General features: G+C 53.5%; 17 protein-coding genes. 9 read left to right on the forward strand and 8 right to left on the reverse strand.

All coding sequences use genetic code 11. The features are described 5' to 3' along the window. Positions 1-114: 114 nt before the first annotated feature. The 7 genes from hcp (at position 115) to PUP29_RS07415 (ending at position 6,471) form a co-directional block, all read left to right on the forward strand. A complete protein-coding gene (gene hcp, locus PUP29_RS07385) occupies positions 115-1,668 on the forward strand; it encodes a hydroxylamine reductase (RefSeq protein ID WP_353422859.1) in 1,554 nt (517 codons plus the stop codon). Between the two features lie 101 nt (positions 1,669-1,769). Beyond that, the gene (locus PUP29_RS07390) at positions 1,770-2,246 is read left to right on the forward strand and encodes a pyridoxamine 5'-phosphate oxidase family protein (protein ID WP_079546481.1); all 477 of its coding nucleotides are present in this window, start codon (positions 1,770-1,772) and stop codon (positions 2,244-2,246) included. A gap of 426 nt (positions 2,247-2,672) precedes the next feature. Continuing rightward, the gene (locus PUP29_RS07395) at positions 2,673-2,864 is read left to right on the forward strand and encodes a hypothetical protein (RefSeq protein ID WP_079546480.1); all 192 of its coding nucleotides are present in this window, start codon (positions 2,673-2,675) and stop codon (positions 2,862-2,864) included. Between the two features lie 300 nt (positions 2,865-3,164). Then, positions 3,165-3,737: a hypothetical protein gene (locus PUP29_RS07400; RefSeq protein WP_353422860.1), complete on the forward strand. Its 573-nt coding sequence runs from the start codon at positions 3,165-3,167 to the stop codon at positions 3,735-3,737. A gap of 187 nt (positions 3,738-3,924) precedes the next feature. Continuing rightward, positions 3,925-4,869, forward strand: coding sequence for a YitT family protein (locus tag PUP29_RS07405; protein ID WP_353422861.1), 945 nt, complete (start codon positions 3,925-3,927; stop codon positions 4,867-4,869). Positions 4,870-4,943: 74 nt separating this feature from the next. Further along, complete coding sequence (locus PUP29_RS07410; protein ID WP_079546478.1) at positions 4,944-5,654, forward strand: ATP-binding protein; 711 nt, start codon at positions 4,944-4,946, stop codon at positions 5,652-5,654. A gap of 163 nt (positions 5,655-5,817) precedes the next feature. Beyond that, positions 5,818-6,471 (forward strand): HdeD family acid-resistance protein, encoded by a 654-nt coding sequence (locus tag PUP29_RS07415; RefSeq protein ID WP_079546477.1) that lies wholly within the window; start codon positions 5,818-5,820, stop codon positions 6,469-6,471. Between the two features lie 72 nt (positions 6,472-6,543). Here PUP29_RS07415 and PUP29_RS07420 read toward each other — a convergent pair whose 3' ends face one another. Next, a complete protein-coding gene (locus PUP29_RS07420; RefSeq protein ID WP_353422862.1) occupies positions 6,544-7,269 on the reverse strand; it encodes a nitroreductase family protein in 726 nt (241 codons plus the stop codon). 10 nt (positions 7,270-7,279) lie between these two features. Continuing rightward, positions 7,280-8,167 (reverse strand): uridylate kinase, encoded by an 888-nt coding sequence (locus PUP29_RS07425; RefSeq protein ID WP_353422864.1) that lies wholly within the window; start codon positions 8,165-8,167, stop codon positions 7,280-7,282. 169 nt (positions 8,168-8,336) lie between these two features. Between PUP29_RS07425 and PUP29_RS07430 the strand changes: the two genes are divergently transcribed. Beyond that, a complete protein-coding gene (locus PUP29_RS07430) occupies positions 8,337-9,209 on the forward strand; it encodes an MBL fold metallo-hydrolase (protein ID WP_079546475.1) in 873 nt (290 codons plus the stop codon). A gap of 66 nt (positions 9,210-9,275) precedes the next feature. Here the strand turns inward: PUP29_RS07430 and PUP29_RS07435 are convergent, their stop codons facing one another. The 4 genes from PUP29_RS07435 to PUP29_RS07450 all read right to left on the reverse strand — a co-directional run bounded on the left by PUP29_RS07435 (position 9,276) and on the right by PUP29_RS07450 (position 13,458). After that, complete coding sequence (locus PUP29_RS07435) at positions 9,276-10,163, reverse strand: radical SAM mobile pair protein B (RefSeq protein WP_079547820.1); 888 nt, start codon at positions 10,161-10,163, stop codon at positions 9,276-9,278. 28 nt (positions 10,164-10,191) lie between these two features. Then, positions 10,192-10,818, reverse strand: a complete 627-nt coding sequence (locus tag PUP29_RS07440) for a nitroreductase family protein (protein WP_353422865.1) — start codon at positions 10,816-10,818, stop codon at positions 10,192-10,194. Positions 10,819-11,076: 258 nt separating this feature from the next. Further along, positions 11,077-13,059 carry a transketolase gene (tkt, locus tag PUP29_RS07445; RefSeq protein WP_079546473.1) on the reverse strand — a complete coding sequence of 661 codons (1,983 nt, stop codon included), beginning with the start codon at positions 13,057-13,059 and terminating at the stop codon, positions 11,077-11,079. A 189-nt stretch (positions 13,060-13,248) separates the two neighbouring features. After that, positions 13,249-13,458: an Arc family DNA-binding protein gene (locus PUP29_RS07450; RefSeq protein WP_353422867.1), complete on the reverse strand. Its 210-nt coding sequence runs from the start codon at positions 13,456-13,458 to the stop codon at positions 13,249-13,251. Positions 13,459-13,587: 129 nt separating this feature from the next. Between PUP29_RS07450 and PUP29_RS07455 the strand changes: the two genes are divergently transcribed. Beyond that, positions 13,588-13,791 carry a hypothetical protein gene (locus tag PUP29_RS07455; protein ID WP_079546472.1) on the forward strand — a complete coding sequence of 68 codons (204 nt, stop codon included), beginning with the start codon at positions 13,588-13,590 and terminating at the stop codon, positions 13,789-13,791. Positions 13,792-13,855: 64 nt separating this feature from the next. Here PUP29_RS07455 and ileS read toward each other — a convergent pair whose 3' ends face one another. Both ileS and PUP29_RS07465 read right to left on the reverse strand, forming a co-directional pair. Continuing rightward, entirely contained in the window at positions 13,856-16,966 is a 3,111-nt protein-coding gene (ileS, locus tag PUP29_RS07460; protein WP_353422869.1) for an isoleucine--tRNA ligase, read from the reverse strand. Between the two features lie 369 nt (positions 16,967-17,335). After that, complete coding sequence (locus PUP29_RS07465) at positions 17,336-18,652, reverse strand: replication-associated recombination protein A (protein WP_079547818.1); 1,317 nt, start codon at positions 18,650-18,652, stop codon at positions 17,336-17,338. Between the last annotated feature and the right edge of the window lie 231 nt (positions 18,653-18,883).

The raw sequence follows: 18,883 nt of genomic DNA on the forward strand, positions 1-18,883 counted from the left end.
CCCGTTCCTTTTTGTTGCAAATGCAACATATTATTTGTTCTTATTGTACTATTCTTGTTTACAGAACGCAACGGCAGGGTATGAATGTAGAAATTTATCAGGAGGATATTTGAAATGGAAATGTTTTGTTTTCAATGTGAACAGACCGCGAACGGTACAGGGTGTACCCGCGGCGGAGTATGCGGTAAAAAAATAGATACAGCGCTTTTACAGGATGAGCTTACCTCGAAATTAGTAGAGCTTGCCTGCGCTGCGGAGGGAAAACCGCACGACGCCGAAACGGATGATTTTATGATAGACGGCCTGTTTACGACCATCACGAACGTAAATTTTGACGACGCGGATATCGAGGCGCTGTGCAGCCGGGGCGACGCGCTGATCCGCAGCTACGGCGGCAGCTGCCCGTTCGCGGCGGCGGATGTGTGGCATGCGGACGAGGACGTGCGAAGCCTTGAATCGCTTCTGCTGTTCGGTATGCGCGGCATGGCGGCATACGCCCATCATGCACGCGTGCTCGGTAAAGAGGACCCGGAGGTGAACGCATTCTTTTACAAGGGGCTCGCGTCTCTTGCGAAAGACCTGACGGCGGACGAACGGCTCGCCCTCGTGATGGAATGCGGGCGGGTGAATCTCAAGTGTATGGCGCTTTTAAATGATGCGAACGTAGGCGCATACGGGAAGCCCGAGCCTACGCCCGTTTCCACAGACATCGAAGCGGGGCCGTTTATCATCGTGACCGGACACGATCTGCACGATTTAAAGCTGCTGCTTGAGCAGACGGAGGGCAAGGGCATAAACGTCTATACGCACGGTGAAATGCTGCCCGCTCACGCATATCCGGAGTTAAAAAAATATGCGCATCTCAGGGGCAATTTCGGCACGGCATGGCAAAATCAGAAAAAAGAATTTGCGGACGTCCCCGCGCCTATCCTTTTTACAACGAACTGTCTGATGCCGCCGGCGCCCTCCTATTCGGACCGCATATTCACTACCTCTGTGGTGGGCTATCCCGGCATGACGCATATCGATGAGCGGAAAGATTTCACGCCCGTGATCGAAAAGGCTCTCGCGCTCGGCGGCTATGCGGAAAAACGCGAGATGAGCGGGCTGAACGGCGGGCATGTGCTGACGCCCGGTTTTGGCGTGGATACCGTGCTTTCCGTTGCAGACAAGGTGGTGGACGCAGTAAAGTCCGGAACGATCAAACACTTTTTTCTCGTAGGCGGCTGCGACGGCGCGAAGCCCGGCCGGAACTATTATACTGAATTTGTCAAACAAACGCCGGACGACTCTGTGATCCTGACACTGGCCTGCGGGAAATACCGCTTCAACGACCTCGACCTCGGCACGGTGGCAGGGCTGCCGCGCATCATGGACATGGGCCAGTGCAACGACGCATATTCCGCCATTCAGGTGGCCACAGCACTTGCGGACGTATTCGGATGCGGCGTGAACGACCTGCCGCTTTCCATGGTGCTTTCGTGGTACGAGCAAAAAGCGGTATGTATTCTGCTGACATTGTTTTCTCTTGGTATCAAAAATATTTATCTCGGCCCCACGCTGCCCGCATTCGTATCGCCAAACGTGCTTAAGCTCCTCGTGGAAAAGTTCAGTATCAGCCCGATCTCGACGCCCAGTGAGGATTTGGAAAAAATTCTCGGCTCCTAAGGGGCGGGGGAAAGCGGCTCCGCGCTTTCCCCTTTTTATTTCCGCAACGGCAAACCCGTTTTTATGATATACTGTTAAAAAACAAAAGGCGGAGAAAAACAATGCGGGAAATGAGACGAAAAGAACGTGCGACGACAGAAGAAGAAGCGCGCAGGCTGCTTGCCGGATGCGAATATGCGGTGCTTTCCATGACAGGGCCGGACGGGAAGCCTTATGCTGTTCCCATATCTCCCGCCGTTTCCGGAGATACAGTCTATTTCCATTGCGCTCCCGCTGGCTATAAGCTCGAATGCTTGGAGCACGAGCCGGAGGTGTGCCTCGTCTGTGCGGACGGTGTCGTGCCGATCCCCGAGCAATTTTCCACGGCATACCAAAGCACGGTCGCATTCGGGCGGGCGGAAACCGTAACAGATGACGAAGAAAAGATTTATGCCCTGCGCCTGATCTGCGGGAAATATGCGGCGGACAATATGGCGGGCTTTGACGAAGCCATCCGCAGATCACTCTCGCGCACCGGTATCGTGAAGATCATACTGCGGGAAATCAGCGGAAAACAAAAGAAGCTGCCGGAAAAATAACGAAACCCTGCAAAATTTTTATGAATTTTTCCCGTTTCTCTCCCTATCGTAAAAAATAACACGGAGGATCGTTCTATTTCGGAACGGATCTCTTACATAAAAACAGTGCCGATTTTTCCACGGATAAATTATGTGTGAAAATCGACATCTTCTTTACAATTTATTCAAACCTGTTTCACATCGGGTTCATGAAAACCGGTTATCTTAAAAACATCAAAATTCTCCTTCGGGCGAAGGGCCCTGCGCCCGGGGGAGTCCAAAAACACCGCCTCCGGCGTTTTATATAGATTCCCCACCTTATTCCGGCTCCCGTAAGGGAGCCTTTTCGGTCACAGCCGTTTTTACGTCCGCAGGGAACGGCTTTTTTGTTTCCGTTCCGGATTTTATGGTTATATTAAAATCAGAACACAAAGGGAGGTGTTATGCATGGGAAAATTAGAGGACGCCGGCAGAAAGATCGACGATGCTTTCAAAAAAGTCGCGGACAAAACGCGCGAGGGTGTGAGTATCGCCTCGGAAAAGACGAAAGAGGGGATCAGCAAGGCTTCGGAGAAGACCCGCGAGGCTGTGGAAAAAGCTGACAGGGCAATACAGGATAAGGCCGGAAGGCAAAAATAATTGATTCGACTGCGGCATGCTGTGCATGCCGCTTTTTGTTTTAGGCTGCGGCGGCAGGAAGATTATGCGCCCTTTCCGGCGGCGTATGCCTGTTTTTCTGTGTCCGCACAGAGCCGCGGTTGATTCCGCGCCTTTTTTGTGATATCGTGTAAACAGATAAAGGTGGGAACGGAAAAGGATGGGCCTGTTTTACAAATCGTGCGCTTGGCAGCGCGCCGCTATTTTTCAGACAGAACGCAAGCACGGGAGCCCGTGCTTTTTTGTTACGAAAATCCACGAATTATAAAGGGGGTATTTTTTATGAAAGATCTTTTGAGCAACGTAAAATTTCTCCGTGTGTTTCTCTTGATCGTGGCGATCGCTTTTGCCGTAGTATGTATTTCTCTCGGTATATCCAATTATGCCGCAGGCGTACAGAACAAGGTCTTATCTGAAAAAGCGGCGTCCGCCGAGACGCTTCAGGAGACCGTCGGTATGCTTGAGGAACAAAACGAGAGCCTGACTGACGATTTAGCACAGGCGCAGGCAGAGTTAGAAACGGTAACAGCAGAAAAAGCTTCCCTGACCGCCGAGCACGATGTGTTGACGCGTAAGCATGCGGAGCTTGAGCAGGCTTATGAAGCTCTTCGGACCGAACAGGAAAGCAGGGCGAGCGAAGAGCTTGCAGCCAAAAACATGGAGGAGAGCTCCGCTGCTGCCGTTCAGGCTGCGGCCGAGCCGTCCGAACCAAGCGGCGGCAGGACTGTTTACTATACGCGGACGGGCTCAAAATACCACTATGCCAATCCCTGCGGCAATGGAACCTATTATCCGTGCAGCTTGGAGGAAGCACTTGCACGGGGGCTTGACCCCTGCGGGAAATGCGTCGGCTGATGCTCCCGCGCCGTTTGGATAAGCCCCGCTTTTCCGGCAGACCGGCGTACTTGCATCGAAAGGCCCGCTTTTTGCGGGCCTTTCTGATTTTCTGTCATGGAACGGCGCATTTTCTTTCCGCGGATCTTTTCTAAATCTTAACGGAATTTTAATACGGCGGCGCTTTTCCTGTTTATAGGAAAAGAGTATGATAAATGCAGTCTTGCTTGAAGCAGAAGGGAGAGAAACAGGAATGAAGCTGCGTTCCTCAAAAATAAAAGAGCATATTTTCGACGGCGTGTTGTTTTTGCTCGGCAGCCTGCTGTATGCTGCCTCAGTCAATATCTTTACCGCGCCGAACAACATTGCCCCCGGCGGTCTGACCGGTATTGCGACGATGCTGAATTACGCGTTCGATCTGCCGATCGGTACCATGATCCTTGTGATGAACATTCCCTTGTTCATTTTTGGTTTTCTGTTCTTCGGATACCACTTCGTAATCAAAACGGTGGTCGCCACCATTTTGTCTTCCGTTGTGATCGACGCGACGGCCGGGATCATGCCCGCCTATACGGGCCAGCCCCTCATTACCGTCGTATTCGGCGGTTTGTTCGCCGGGCTTGGCCTCGCGCTCATCCTGATGCGCGGCGGAACGACGGGCGGCACGGAGCTTGCGGCGAACCTCCTTGCCATACGCTTCCCGCATCTGTCTCTCGGCAAGCTCATCATGGTGCTGGACGTGATCGTCGTTTTGATCTCCGCGGTGGTATACCGCGAATTTGAAGGCCCGCTTTATGCCGTTCTCGTTATTTTCATCACCTCCCGCGTCATCGACGCAGTGCTTTACGGCACGAGCCTCGGCACGGGAAAAATGATGTTTATCATCTCTCCTAAAAACAAAGAGATCGCACAGGAGATCCTGACAAAAATGGAGCGGGGCGTGACCGAACTCAAGTCGCGCGGCAGCTACAGCGGCGCGGAGGGCGAGGTACTGCTGTGCGCCGTCCGCCGCCCGGAGGTATACAAAGTCTATCATCTCATTCACGAGCTTGACCCGGACGCCTTTATTATTGTAGGAGACGCAGGCGAGATCACCGGCGAGGGCTTTCGGGAAATAAGCATACCGTCGCACAGAAAAAAATCCCGCCGATAATTTTGTTGCATTTGCAACATCTTTTCCCCGGGCATCTGGTATGATAAGAATATCAAAGCAACGAGGTGATCGAAATGAAACGGAAAATCATTCGGATAGATGCAGAAAAATGCAACGGCTGCGGACTGTGCGCGCAGGCCTGTCACGAGGGGGCGATCGGTATCGTCGGCGGGAAAGCGAAGCTCCTGCGCGACGATTACTGCGATGGGCTCGGCGACTGCCTGCCCGTATGCCCGACGGACGCGATCTCTTTTGAAGAACGCGAGGCCGCGGCGTATGACGCGGAGGCAGTCAGGAAGAACATGGAGGCCAAACAAACGCCCCCTATTCCGGGAGGGTGCCCCGGCATGCGCACCAAAGTCATCGACCGCAGGCTGAGTTCTGCGCCCGCGGCCCCGTCACAAAGCGCGGCAATGGAGTCTCAGCTTTCCCAATGGCCGGTACAGCTTCAGCTCGTTCCGGTGAACGCCCCCTATTTCAACGGCGCTCATTTACTCATTGCCGCGGACTGCACCGCGTTCGCGTACGGTAATTTCCACAATGATTTTATCCGCGGGAAAGTGACGCTGATCGGCTGCCCTAAGCTCGACGATGCGGAATACACCGAAAAGCTGACGGATATCCTGAAGCAAAACGACATCAGGAGCGTGACGATCGTGCGGATGTCCGTACCCTGCTGCGGTGGTCTTGCCCTCGCGGCAACAGAGGCGCTGAAAAACTGCGGAAAAATGATCCCGTGGAACGTGACCATCGTAGATACGGACGGAAGCATATTGGAACAATAAAAGCGCCGTGTTTGAAGCGGCGGCAAACGGCCCTTTCGCGAAAGCGGAGAGCCTTTTTGTTTTCCCGTTGTTTAAACGGGCGGAAATCCGTTTAATAAAAAAGAAAGCCGGAGTATCCGGCAAGACCGATACGCCCATACGGGCATGAAGGAGGAAAATCGATATGATGTCTGATGAAACATGGGGCAGCCGTGGTCCAAATGACCCGAGCTCCAATGAGGAGCCGCCTAAGTCCAGAATGGATATGAACGGCATAGCGCGGAAGATGAGCGGCGGCAATAAAACGGCGGGGATCGTGATTGCGATCTGCATGGTCGTGATCGGCGTCCTGATTCTTTTGGCTCCCTATACGATGGGAATCGGCATTGGGTATTTCGTAACGGCTGGCTTTATTGTGTACGGCATTTTTGAGATCATCGCTTATGTGCGGACCCATCCTGACCTCAGAAACGGCTGGACGCTGGCCAACGGTATTATTTTCACGCTGATCGGCCTTTTGATTTTGATCGAGGCGCTGGGAAGCCACATCGGCAAGCTGAATATGCTGTCCACGTTCTCGTTTATCATCGGCTTTTTCGCTCTGTTCGGCGGTATCGCGCAGATATCTTCCTACGGAGCGTTCAAGCGTGCAGGTGAACCGGGAACGGGATGGATACTCGCAAGCGGTATCATCAATCTGATCTTAGGTATTTTGATCATCTGCGCGCCGATCACAGGGTTCTTTACGTTGGAATGGATCTTCGCGTTTTATCTCATTGTCGGGGGCGTCGCGTTGTTTGCGGAAGCCTGCTCCGGCAAGCTGGCATGCAGGAAATAAGAAACAAACGGAAAAAAGAGCCGAAAGGCTCTTTTTTATGCTTCGCGCAGACAGCACAACGCTGCGCGCCGTTTATTTTCCGGTTTTGACCGAAGCCATAAAAATGTGCTTTTCGGGCACGGGCTGCGGTTCAAAGGAGAATTCCGCCGTCATGCCCTGATGCAGCAGAGAGAGCCACAGGCAGCACAGTGCGATGCCTGTATCGATCTGGTTCAGCTTGCCGAGCATCAGGTTCTTTTTCCGGCTCACCACGATGCTGTGTGTGTCGCCGCTGTAAAAGCAGGGCTGGCTGTTCATAGCGGAGGGCGCGAGGCGCGCCGCCTCAAGCACATGATAGAGGTCCGTCAGCCCGGATATCTCGTTCAGGCTCTTTCGCTTGAACTGCTCTGCGCCCGTGCGGTGCATGGGCTGTGCGGGCGTACCAAAGCATAGCGTCGCCAGCCATTCCATCCCTTCCGGCGGAGCAGTCTTTCCTTTGTCCGGCTTGATCATGCCGAGCCAGCACGCGCCGATATTGCCCGCCGAGAGGTAGAGGTCGATCTGCTCCATCAGAAAACCGGCGTTCATGCGCCAGCCGTCCTTTTTTTCAGAATACAGGCATACGGCGTGCGGCGCATTTATTTTGATGCTGTCCGGCCCCAGCAGCTTAAGCTCTGTTTTGATTTCCGGGAGCAGCGGCAGGAGCCCGCTCATAAACGAACGCAGCTCTTCAAGCGTTTGTTTCGGGAGCGGAGCTGCGTCGTATTTGCGAACTGAGCACCGATGAAAAATCGCCTGATACAGGGTTTCGTGATCCATAGCTTCCTCCTTATTCCACATGCAGGAGCGTGCGTTTTACATTCCCCTTGATAATGTCGGACAGCTTATGCCGCGCGTGCGCGATGATGACCGTCGTGCCGTTCCGCAGCGGCCCCTTTGCGAACTGGAGCTTGGCCTTTGCGCCGTTCGCCCCCTGCCGGGACGCGCCGCTGCAGTTTTCCATCATGGCGTCTATTTTCTGCTCCACCTCTTCATAGGTGCCGCCCGTCACTTCCTCGATGAGGGTGGACGGATCCTTTGGGTCTGCATAGATGCCCTCCACGCTTGTGAGGAGCACGAGGATGCGCGCATTCACGAGCCGTGCGATGACCGCGGCGGTCTCGTCGTTGTCCACGCATTCCACAACGTGGTCCGTTTTGCGCTTGAGGTCGCGCAGCTCAAGCTTCATATTTTCGGTATCGGACACCGCGTCGTTATAGTTGACGATGGGGATGGCGTTCTGGTTCGCCGCCGAGAAAAGCAGATTGCGGATATGGTTCACCTTGCGCGCGTCGTTGAAATGGCTGTGCTCCACAAGCACCTGCCGCACTGAATATTTGGGGTTCACGAACTGGCGGTACATCTCCATCAGAATCGGCTGCCCCTGCGCGGAGTACGCCGTTTTGATCGCCGCAAGATTGCCCTTGAGCTCGCGTCCGCCGTTGCGCTTCATATAGTCGATGCGCCCGATCTCCGCCGCGCCGGACGAAACGAGGATATAGCCCGGCTTCAGGCTGGCGGCGAGCCTCGAAAAGATATTGTAGTCGATGTCATTGTCTTCCTTGCGGATGAGAGCCATAGAGCCGATTTTGACGACCACGTCAAAGTTGATCATTTCCGCATCCTCCGGGTTCACCGGAAAATTGGAAAAGCTCCCCCGCAGCTTTTGTTCTGCCATTTTTGTCCTGTCCTTTACACAAATTTACACAAAATTTCAACAGTTTAAATATACATCATTTTTGCAGGAAGTACAATAGCGCCTTGCGCGCCCCCGCGCGCATGGATTATAATAGTGCCCGGAATATGCTCCGGCGGCGGGACTGCGGGAGCTTTGAGGGAGCATTGAAATGTATACGATAACAGATGTGAGCGGCGCGCCCGGCGGCGAAGCGTTTTTGCTCGAAACGGAGGAGGGCTGCGCGCTTATCGATTCCGGCTTTGCGTTCTGCGCGGAACGTATGGCCGCCAAAATCAGGGAGCGGCTTTGCGGCCGTCCCCTGCGGTATGTGCTGCTGACCCATTCGCACTACGACCATGCTTCGGGCAGCGTTTTCGTGCGGGACGAATGGCCGGATGTGCAGATCGTGGGCAGCGCATACGCGGAAAAAATTTTTGCAAAACCCTCCGCGCGGGCTGTGATGCGGGAGATGAACGACAACGCCGCCCGGCTTGCGGGCGCCTATCCGTATGACGACCGCATAGATAGACTGCGGCTTGACAGAACCGTTTCGGAGGGCGATGTGCTCTCGCTCGGCCCCATGAAGCTCGAAACAGTCGAGGCGCCCGGACATACGAAATGCTGTATCGCCTTTTGGTGTGAAAAGGAGAAGCTTCTCATCTCGTGCGAGACGCTGGGGGTGGACGCCGGAGGCGGACTTGTCGTTCCCTGCTATCTGGTGGGCTACGGGCTTGCGATGCGATCCATCAAGAAGCTTGCGGCGCTCGGCGCGGAGGCTGTTTTGGTTCCGCACCGCGGCCTATTTACGGGAAAAGCGTGCCGGAATTTCATCGAACGGGCCGTTTATTGGAACCAAGAAGCGATGCGGCGGGTGCGCGACGGCCTGCGCGCGGGCAAAACGGCGGAAATGCTCGCCCGTGAATTCAAGGCTCTGTTTTACAACGACGTAACGGCAAGCCTGCAGCCGGAAAAGGCCTTTGATCTGAATTTAAGCTACATGATCCCCATGCTGGTGCGGGAGGCGCAGGACCAAAAGGAATAAACAGACTTGTGCACCGATCCTTTTCGTTGGCTCTCTTATTCGGCTCTCCGGAGATAAATCTTTTCATTATTGGTTCGGTTTTCCTGCAGATTTTTTTATTTCTTCATGATAAAAGAAATTTACCATCACGGGCGGTGCACTGAATGGGCGTTTCATTGTATCATCGTTTCGGACATAATCAAGTGCATTTTTCTTAGCATATCCATGTAAAGAGGCATCAAGCATTTTCCAGTACAGCCTGCTTCCGTCAGAATAGATTTCCTGATATAACGGAAACAGCTTCGGATATTTGTCACGAATATAGTCCATGATCACAGCTTTATAGCTTCCACGCAGATTCAGATTTTCCAGCCAAATCAAATTACAGTGAGCCTTGGCACGGTCGATGATCGAGCCTGCATCCGTTATACCGGGGAAAATAGGAGAAATAAAGCAAGTCGTGCGGACGCCGGCATCGTGAAACGCTTTCATCGCCGCAAATCTGCGTTCAATACTGACAGCATGATCCATATCCTCTCTGAATTTTTCATCGAGTGTGTTAATGCTGAAACCTACCCTTGCATCGGGAAAAGTCTTGATCAAATCTAAATCGCGCAGGATCAAATCAGATTTTGTCTGTATACTTAGTTTTGCACCGCTGCCCTGCATTTGCTCAAGAAATTCTCTTGTTTTGCCAAAGTGTTCTTCAAACGGATTATAGGGGTCTGTCACCGAGCCAACGAAGAATTCTTTTCCACAATATTTTTGCGGATCTTTGATTTCAGGCCAATGCTTAACATCAAGGAAATCGCCCCATGGCTCTGTATGTCCTGTAAAGCGCTTCATAAAGCTGGCATAACAGTACTTGCAGGCATGCGTACAGCCCACATAAGGATTCACGGAATAATCGCATACCGGAAGATTTGACCGAGTGACGATCGATTTTACAGTTCTTTCTTTTACGGCAGCTTTCATCTTATGCCCCTTTTCATCGTTAGTCAGGTCATTTCCATCTTCCAAAATGCAGCTGCTTATCAAGATCGGCAATATTCTGTTCCAATTCCCTTTCCGCTGGGTCTGCGTAACCAATTCCGATAAATACAGGGATCATATATGTGGGAGGTACTTTTAATTTTGCTTTCACAATATCATGCTCTTCATTCAACGGGATCCTCATAGAACAAGCTAATCCCTCGGCGGTTGCCGCAAGGAATATGTTTTCTATGACACACCAAATTGTGGAAAATGAATTCAGCTTAGACACATATTCGCCATTCAGTTCCTTTGATTTGAATACGGGGATGACCACATAGGGTGCATCCTTTAACATCGTATATTGTCTTGGCATTGCGTAGGCATACATTTTTTGAGCAAGCGTAGTCGGATACGGCCTCGGCGCATTCAGATACTTTTCAGCATCAAACCGCCCGGCTATCTTTTTTGCGTGTTCAAATGCATATTCTTTTTCTTCGTCAGTTCTTAATATGATATAACTCCAATTGCGATTATGATTCCATGTTGGAGCCTGATTACCGGCCCTCAGAATTCTTTTGATAATTTCAAAATCGACCGCTTTATCCAAAAACTCCCGTACCGTTCTTCTTTTATTGACAGCTTCATAGAATTCCATTTTACCACCTATTTTATCAGGATTTATCACTAAATTGATTATAGCATAGCCTTTTTTATTCGGCAACGAAGCATATATTGGATAGTTAAGTCTTATGAATGTCTTGTATTTCGATGATTCTTAGGTATAGCACTGCAAGGGGGATAGAAAGGAAGTTTCTTTTCTCCATCGTTCAAAATTTAACAGCTTGCCTAACGATTGGTTTTCAGATGTAAAAAAGACGCGTCCGGTAAGCCGGACGCGTCTTTTTTATTCTTTTTATTTTCCGAGCACTTCTTTTGCTTTTTTGACGACCGCTTCCGTCGTAAAGCCGAATTTCTCGAACAGCACGCCCGCCGGAGCGGAAGCGCCGAAGTGGTCGACCGTCACATAGCCGCCGTCGAGCCCCACATATTTCGCCCAGCCGAACGATGTACCCGCTTCTACCGCTACTCTTGCGCGCACCGCGTTCGGAAGCACGCTTTCCTGATAGGCTGCGTCCTGCTCTTCGAACAGGTCCATGCACGGCATGGAGACTACGCGGGCGGAAATTCCTTCCTTGCCGAGCTCCTCTGCCGCGTTCATGCACAGCTCTACCTCGCTGCCCGTTCCAATCAGGATCACGTCCGGTTTCCCGCCGCCGTCCTTTAAGATATAGCCGCCGCGCAGCGCGCCCTCGCCCGTTTCCTTCAGCAGGGGCAGGTTCTGACGGGAAAGAGCGATGGCATTCGGCGCTTTCGCCGTCATCGCAGCCTTATAAGCCGCCGCCGTCTCGTGTCCGTCTGCAGGACGCCACATATATACGCCCGGCGTTGCGCGCAGCGCCGCCAGATGCTCGATCGGCTCGTGTGTTGCGCCGTCTTCGCCGACGCCGATGGAGTCGTGCGACAGAACATACGTAACAGGGAGCTTCATCAGCGCAGACATACGGATCGCGCTCTTCATATAATCGCTGAACACAAGGAACGTTGCGCAGTACGGACGGATGCCGCCGTGCAGCATCATACCGTTGCACATCGCCGCCATCGCGAATTCACGGATGCCGAAGTGCACGTTCGTTCCTTTGCGGTCCTCCGGCGAGAACCAAGCGCGCTCTTTCATGATGGATTTGTTCGCCGGGCCGAGGTCCGCGCTGCCGCCCATGAGGTTCGGCACCTTTGCGGCGAGCCTGTTCAGGATGACGTTGGAGGTGTCTCTCGTTGCCATCGGCTTATCCTCAAAATTCCAATATGCGTCGTCGAACACATCCTCCGGCACCGGAGCCATATAGGCCTTATATTCCTTTGCAAGCTCCGGATATTCCTTTTCATATTTCGCAAAGAGGTCTTTCCACTGCGCTTCCTCCGCGGAATAGACTTCCTGCAGCTCTGCGATATGCTTCTTCACCTCTTCCGGCACTACGAACGCTTCTTCGTATTCCCAGCCGAGGTTCTTTTTCATTGCGTCGATATTCTCCTGCCCAAGCGGGGAGCCGTGGCTGGATTCGCTGCCCTGCTTTGCCGGGCAGCCGTATGCGATCGCCGTCTTGACGATAATGAGGGACGGCTTTTCCTTTTCTGCTTTTGCTTCTTCGATGGCTGCGGCGATGGCTTTCATGTCCTCATTGCCGTCTTCCACCTCGAGCACCTGCCAGCCGTAAGCTTTATAGCGCTTTTTCACATCTTCGTCGAACGCCGTACCGATATTTCCCTCGATGGTAATATCGTTCTTATCATACAACACGATGAGCTTTCCAAGCTTCTGCGTGCCCGCAAAGGAGCTTGCCTCGCCGGAAACGCCCTCCTGCAGACACCCGTCGCCCGTGAGCGCATAGGTGTAGTGGTCTACCACATTATAGCCCGGCTTGTTGAACTGCGCCGCGAGGTGCGCCTCCGCCATCGCAAAGCCGACCGCCATCGCGATGCCCTGCCCAAGCGGGCCGGACGTTGCTTCCACGCCGTCCGTAAGGCCGTATTCCGGATGTCCGGGCGTTACGGATCCCCACTGGCGGAAATTCTTGATATCCTCCATAGACACCTGATAGCCGAACATGTGGAGCAGAGAATACAGCAGCATGGACGCGTGGCCCGCGCTTAAAATGAACCTATCCCTGTTTTCCCATTTCGGGTCTTTCGGATTATGCTTCAAATACTTTGACCACAGCGTATATGCCATAGGCGCGCTGCCGAGCGGCAGGCCCGGATGGCCGCTGTTTGCTTTCTGGATCGCTTCCGCCGAAAGCACACGGATGGTATTGACCGCAAGTTTATCCACTTTACTCATATTGGTTGAAACCTCCTGTGAAATCTTTACAGTGATGATGGGTCTTGAAAAACACTTTTATTATAACGGATTCCCGCATCCATTTCAACCGGAAAAGGCAACCGATTCTTTCTTTGAATGTTATAAATTAACATCTTTTGTACTTATTTGTTCAAAACAGCCCCGCATGTTCATGCGGGGCTGTTTCAATCACTTCATTTTGATTTCGCCGTATTTTTCTTCAAACGCGGCGATGTGTTTTTTGATGAGCTGGATGATCTCCATATTGGCAGAACGTCCCTCGTAATCTGCAATATAGTGGAGCTGTTCCAACAGGTTTCTGGGCAGGCGCAGCGTATAGGTGGCTATGCTTGCCTTGATGGGTTTTGCAGCAGTCTGCATAAGCTGTTTTGCGCTCATACTTTGCTTTTCCCTCCAATTTGAATGATGATTGCATCTATTCTGTTTTCATTATAGCTGTATTTTACAGCCATTTGGCAAAAATGAATGCAAATATCATTTATTATGATTTCATTAAGGAGGCATTTTATGAGAATTCTGATTTTTACGGAGGAAGATATCGAGCTGGTCGATTACAACAAGCTCAAATCATTGCTGACGCCCGAGGATGCACTCAAGACCGTCGACCGTGCGGTGACGATCTGCACGCGCGGCAATCCGCTCGTGCAGCGGGCGCGGGAGGCCTGCACACAGGAGAATAGGCCCTATAACGTATTTATCATCCAGCGGTAAAAAAGACGGCACCGAGTGCCGTCTTTCCTGCGCTTTTTCGGAGTATGGCGCATATATTTTGCGTTTACGCTTTTTTCACCGCAAGCGTCACCTTTTCCCCGTTGATGCTCCATTCCTTTGCATAGCCGTCCGCAGCGCCGTATTCCACGGCCTGTGCGAGGACTTCCTTTTTGATCTGCGCTTCATTGGCGCGGATGACCGCCGCGATCGTATCGTTATCCGTTACAGAAAGGCTGATCTTGTCCGTCACTTCAAAGCCCGCTTCCTTGCGCATCGTCTGGACCTTGGAAATGATTTCGCGCACGTTGCCCTCCTCGATGAGCTCGGGCGTCAGGGTCGTATCGATGATAACTGCGAAATCGCCGCCCGTTTCCGCTACAAAGCCCTCGCGCTGCGCGGGTTCGACCAATACGTCCTCTTCCAGCAGCGATATTCTGTTTCCGTCCACTTCAAATTCGTAGGCCGCGCCGCTCCGCACGGTGCTGACCACGAGCATGCCGTCCGCCTGCGCGAGATGCGCCCGGATGCCGCCCAGAAGCTTGCCGTATTTCGGCCCCAGCGTGCGCATCTGCGGCTTGACGTTATAGGTGATATATTCCGCAGCGGCCGCGCCGAGCTCGACCTCTTTTGCGTTCAGCTCTCCGCGGATGACGGAAAGGAACGTCTCGTCAAGATGGTCGATGCCCGAAACGAATATCTTTGCAATGGGCTGGCGGTTTTTGATGTTTGCCGTGTTGCGGCACGCGCGTCCGAGGTTGACCACGTTCAGCACCGCGTCCATATCGCGCTCCAGCTTGGTATCGATGAGTGCCTCGTCTGCCTGCGGCCACTTGCACAGGTGTACGGACACCGGCGCGTTTTTGTCGTTCGTGCGCACGAGGTTCTGATAAATGCTCTCCGTCATGAACGGTGTGAACGGCGCGAGCAGGCGCGTAAGCGTCTCGAGCACCGTATACAGCGTCATATAGGCGTCGACCTTATCCTGCTCCATCCCGCTTCCCCAGAAGCGGTCACGGCAGCGGCGCACATACCAGTTGGAAAGCTCGTCCACAAACTGGCTCAGGCTGCGCGACGGCTCTACGATGCGGTAATGGTCGAGGTCGTCCGTCACGGCTTTTACCAGAGAATGGAGGCGGGACAGCACCCACTTATCCATGATGTTCGTGGGTTTCAGCTCATATTGCGTCGGGTCGAACCCGTCGATATCCGCATACAGGATATAGAAAGCATAGGTGTTCCACAGCGTGCCCATGAATTTACGCTGCATCTCGCTCACCGCTTCGTCATAGAAGCGCGAGGGCAGCCACGGCGCGCTTGCCGAATAGAAATACCACCGAACCGCGTCCGCGCCCTGCTTATCGAGCACGCTCCACGGATCGACAACGTTGCCTTTATGCTTGCTCATTTTCTGGCCGTCCTTATCCTGCACATGGCCGAGCACGATGCAGTTTTCAAAGGGCGCTTTATCAAAGATCAGCGTGCCGATGGCAAGCAGCGTATAGAACCAGCCGCGCGTCTGGTCTACCGCTTCACTGATAAAATTCGCCGGGAAATGGCTCTCGAATTCCTCTTTGTGCTCAAAGGGATAGTGCCACTGTGCAAAGGGCATGGAGCCGCTGTCGTACCAGCAGTCGATGACCTCCGGCACACGGTGCATGCTGCCTCCGCACTCCGGACATTTGAGGGTGATGGGGTCGAGGAACGGCTTATGCAGCTCGATATCCTCCGGAACGTCTGTCTCCGCCATTTCGCGCAGCTCTGCCCGCGAGCCGACCACATGCACATGTCCGCAGCCGCACGTCCACACCGGAAGCGGCGTTCCCCAATAGCGCTCGCGCGAGATGCCCCAGTCGATGACATTTTCAAGGAAGTTGCCCATGCGCCCGTTTTTGATATTTTCGGGCAGCCAGTTCACACCGGCGTTATTCTTCAGAAGATTATCCCGCAGGGCCGTCATCCTGATGAACCATGTCGAGCGGGCATAGTAAATGAGGGGCGTATCGCACCGCCAGCAGAACGGATAGCTGTGCTCGTACGGCACCTCCGCAAACAGCAGGCCGCGCTCCCTGAGGTCCTCGATGATAAGCTTATCTGCCTTTTTCACGAACACGCCCGCCCACTTTGTTTCCTCCGAAAGCGTACCGTCCGGCTTTACGAGCTGGACGAACGGGAGGCCGTATTTGCGGCCGACATTCGCGTCGTCTTCACCGAATGCGGGCGCGATGTGCACGATGCCGCTGCCGTCCGTCAGCGTGACGTAGGTGTCGCACACCACGTACCACGCTTTCTCTTCCGGCTGCGCGAAATCGAACAGCGGCTCGTATTCCTTGAACTCGAGCTCCTTGCCCGTGAATTTGCGGACGATATGCGCGTCCTCGCCCAAAAGCTTTTCGCACAGCGCTTTCGCAAGATAATATTGGTCGCCGTTTTTGTCCTGCGCGAGCACATATTCTTCGTTTGGATTCACGCACAGCGCGACGTTTGAGGGCAGCGTCCACGGCGTCGTCGTCCACGCGAGGAAATGCGCGTCCTCGCCCTTCACTTTGAAGCGCACGAAGATGGACGTTTCCTTCACGTCCTTATAGCCCTGCGCCACCTCATGCGAGGAAAGCGCCGTCCCGCAGCGCGGGCAATAGGGCACGATCTTATGGCCCTTATAGAGCAGTCCCTTTTTGTGTATCTCCTTTAAAGACCACCACACGGACTCGATATAGTCGTTTTCATAGGTGACGTATGGGTCGTCCATATCCGCCCAATAGCCGACGCGGTCGGACATCTTCTCCCATTCGCCCTTATATTTCCACACGGATTCCTTGCATTTCTGGATAAACGGCTCCACGCCGTATTCCTCGATCTGCTCTTTTCCGTCGAGGCCAAGCAGCTTCTCCACCTCAAGCTCCACCGGAAGCCCGTGGGTATCCCAGCCTGCCTTGCGCAGTACATGATAGCCCTGCATGGTCTTATAGCGCGGGATCAGGTCTTTGATGCAGCGCGTCAGGATATGGCCGATATGCGGCTTTCCGTTCGCCGTCGGCGGGCCGTCGTAAAAGGTGAACTTGGGGCCGCCCTCATTTTCCTTCATGCTCTGCTCGAATATTTTGTTTTTGTGCCAGAAATCGAGCACCTCGAGCTCGCGCTCTCCAAACTTTAGGTCTGTAGGAACTTTTTTGTACATAGTCAAACCTCACAAATCAGATTCAAAAATAAAAGCTTCCGTCCACATCAGGACGAAAGCTCGCGGTACCACCTGAATTCTTTTCTTTCTGCGGAAAGAAAAGCGCTCGTTTCCGCTGTAACGCGCGGAACGCGCGGCGCAAAGTGCGGACGCGTGATAATCCTGAAAAGCGTTGCCGCGGGGCTTCCACCCTCTCCCGCTCGCTTAGTGGGCCACTTGAAAGGACGTTTGTCGGTCCTGCGCCGAAACATATTTCGATTATTATCATTATATGGTACGATCCGGGCTTTGTAAAGGGGGAAAACGGGCATCTCACAGCATTCGGCCGGGCGGCGTATTTTTCATTCCCGCCATGGCCGCGGCCTCTTTTTATTCTTCCCGTTTCTTTTCCTTGCCGATGAACCGGCGGTATTCGTGCACCTTCTGTTCGTAGCCCTGCATGGAGGGGCGGTAGAACACCCGGCCCTTCATTTCGTCCGGCAGATATTGCTGCTCGACATAGTGGCGCGGGTAATCGTGCGCATATTTATACTCCCTGCTTTTCTTTTCGTGCTTGGCTTTCTCGAAATTCGCGTCCTGAAGATAGGCGGGCACGTCCTGCCGCGAAGCCTCCCGCGCGGCCTTTGCCGCGGCGTCCACCGCGAGGAGCACGCTGTTGCTTTTGGGGGATTCGCACAGATAGATGATGGCCTGCGCGATATTGAGCCGCGCCTCCGGCATGCCGTTGAACTCGAGCGCCTGCATGGCTGCCACGCACTGGTTGAGCACGCTCGGGTTCGCCAGCCCCACGTCCTCCGAGGCGTGCGCGATCATACGCCGCACGGGCACGCGCGGGTCCACCCCCGCGTAAATGAGGCGCGCGAACCAGAAAAGAGCCGCGTCGCTGTCGCTTCCGCGCAGGGATTTGCAGAACGCGGACAGCATATCGTAATATTCGTTGTCGTCCATGCGCACGGCGCGCCGCTGGATGGACTGCTCTGCGATCTCAAGGGTGATATGCACCCTGCCCTTTGCGTCCGGCTTTGTGGTGAGCACCGCAAGCTCGAGCGCATTGAGCGCGCTCCGCACGTCTCCGTTTGAGACGGACGCCCAGTGCTCCGCCGCGGCCTCGTCGACCATAAGGTCCATATTTCCGAATCCGCGCTCCTTATCCTGCACGGCACGGAATATGGCTTTTTTGATATCCTCTTTTCCAAGGGCGTAAAACTCGAACAGGCGGCAGCGCGAAACGATAGCGCTCGTCATCGCGGCCATCGGATTTTCCGTTGTGGAGCCGATCAGCTTGATGACCCCGCTTTCCATGGCGGGGAGCACGCTGTCCGACTGGGATTTTGACCATCGGTGGCACTCGTCGAGCAGCAGGAAGCTTTCCCTGCCATATAGCTTCAGGCTGTTTTCCGCTTTATCTATCACCTCGCGCACGTCCTTTACGCCGCTCGTGACCGCGTTCAGTTTATAAAAATCGCTGCCCGTCGTATGCGCGACGATCGCCGCGAGGGTGCTCTTCCCGCACCCGGGCGGGCCCCAGAAAATGCACGAGCCAAGCTTATCCGCTTCGATCGCCCGGCGAAGCAGGGTGTTTTTCCCAACAATATGCTCCTGCCCCAGAAATTCGTCGAGGCTGCGCGGACGCATACGGTCCGCGAGCGGAGCGCTTTTTTCCATATTTCCGGAAAACAAATCCACTGGCAAACTCCTTTGGAAATATTCAGGGCCGGCATGCGGAAGAGCCGCCCGGCAGCGCCGCATCTCCTCCCTTGATTCTCTTTTACCTATTATATACCATTTGCTGTCCGTTTGCGAAAATTTTAACTATAGGGCGCGCGTCTGCGGCAAATTTTATTGAAAATGCAACTTTCCCATATTATAATAGGTTTATACCACGATATTTTGGGCAGAGCGGCCGGTGAGGACGCC

Origin of the sequence: Christensenella massiliensis, assembly GCF_040409835.1 — a bacterium.
Lineage (GTDB): Bacteria > Bacillota > Clostridia > Christensenellales > Christensenellaceae > Christensenella > Christensenella massiliensis.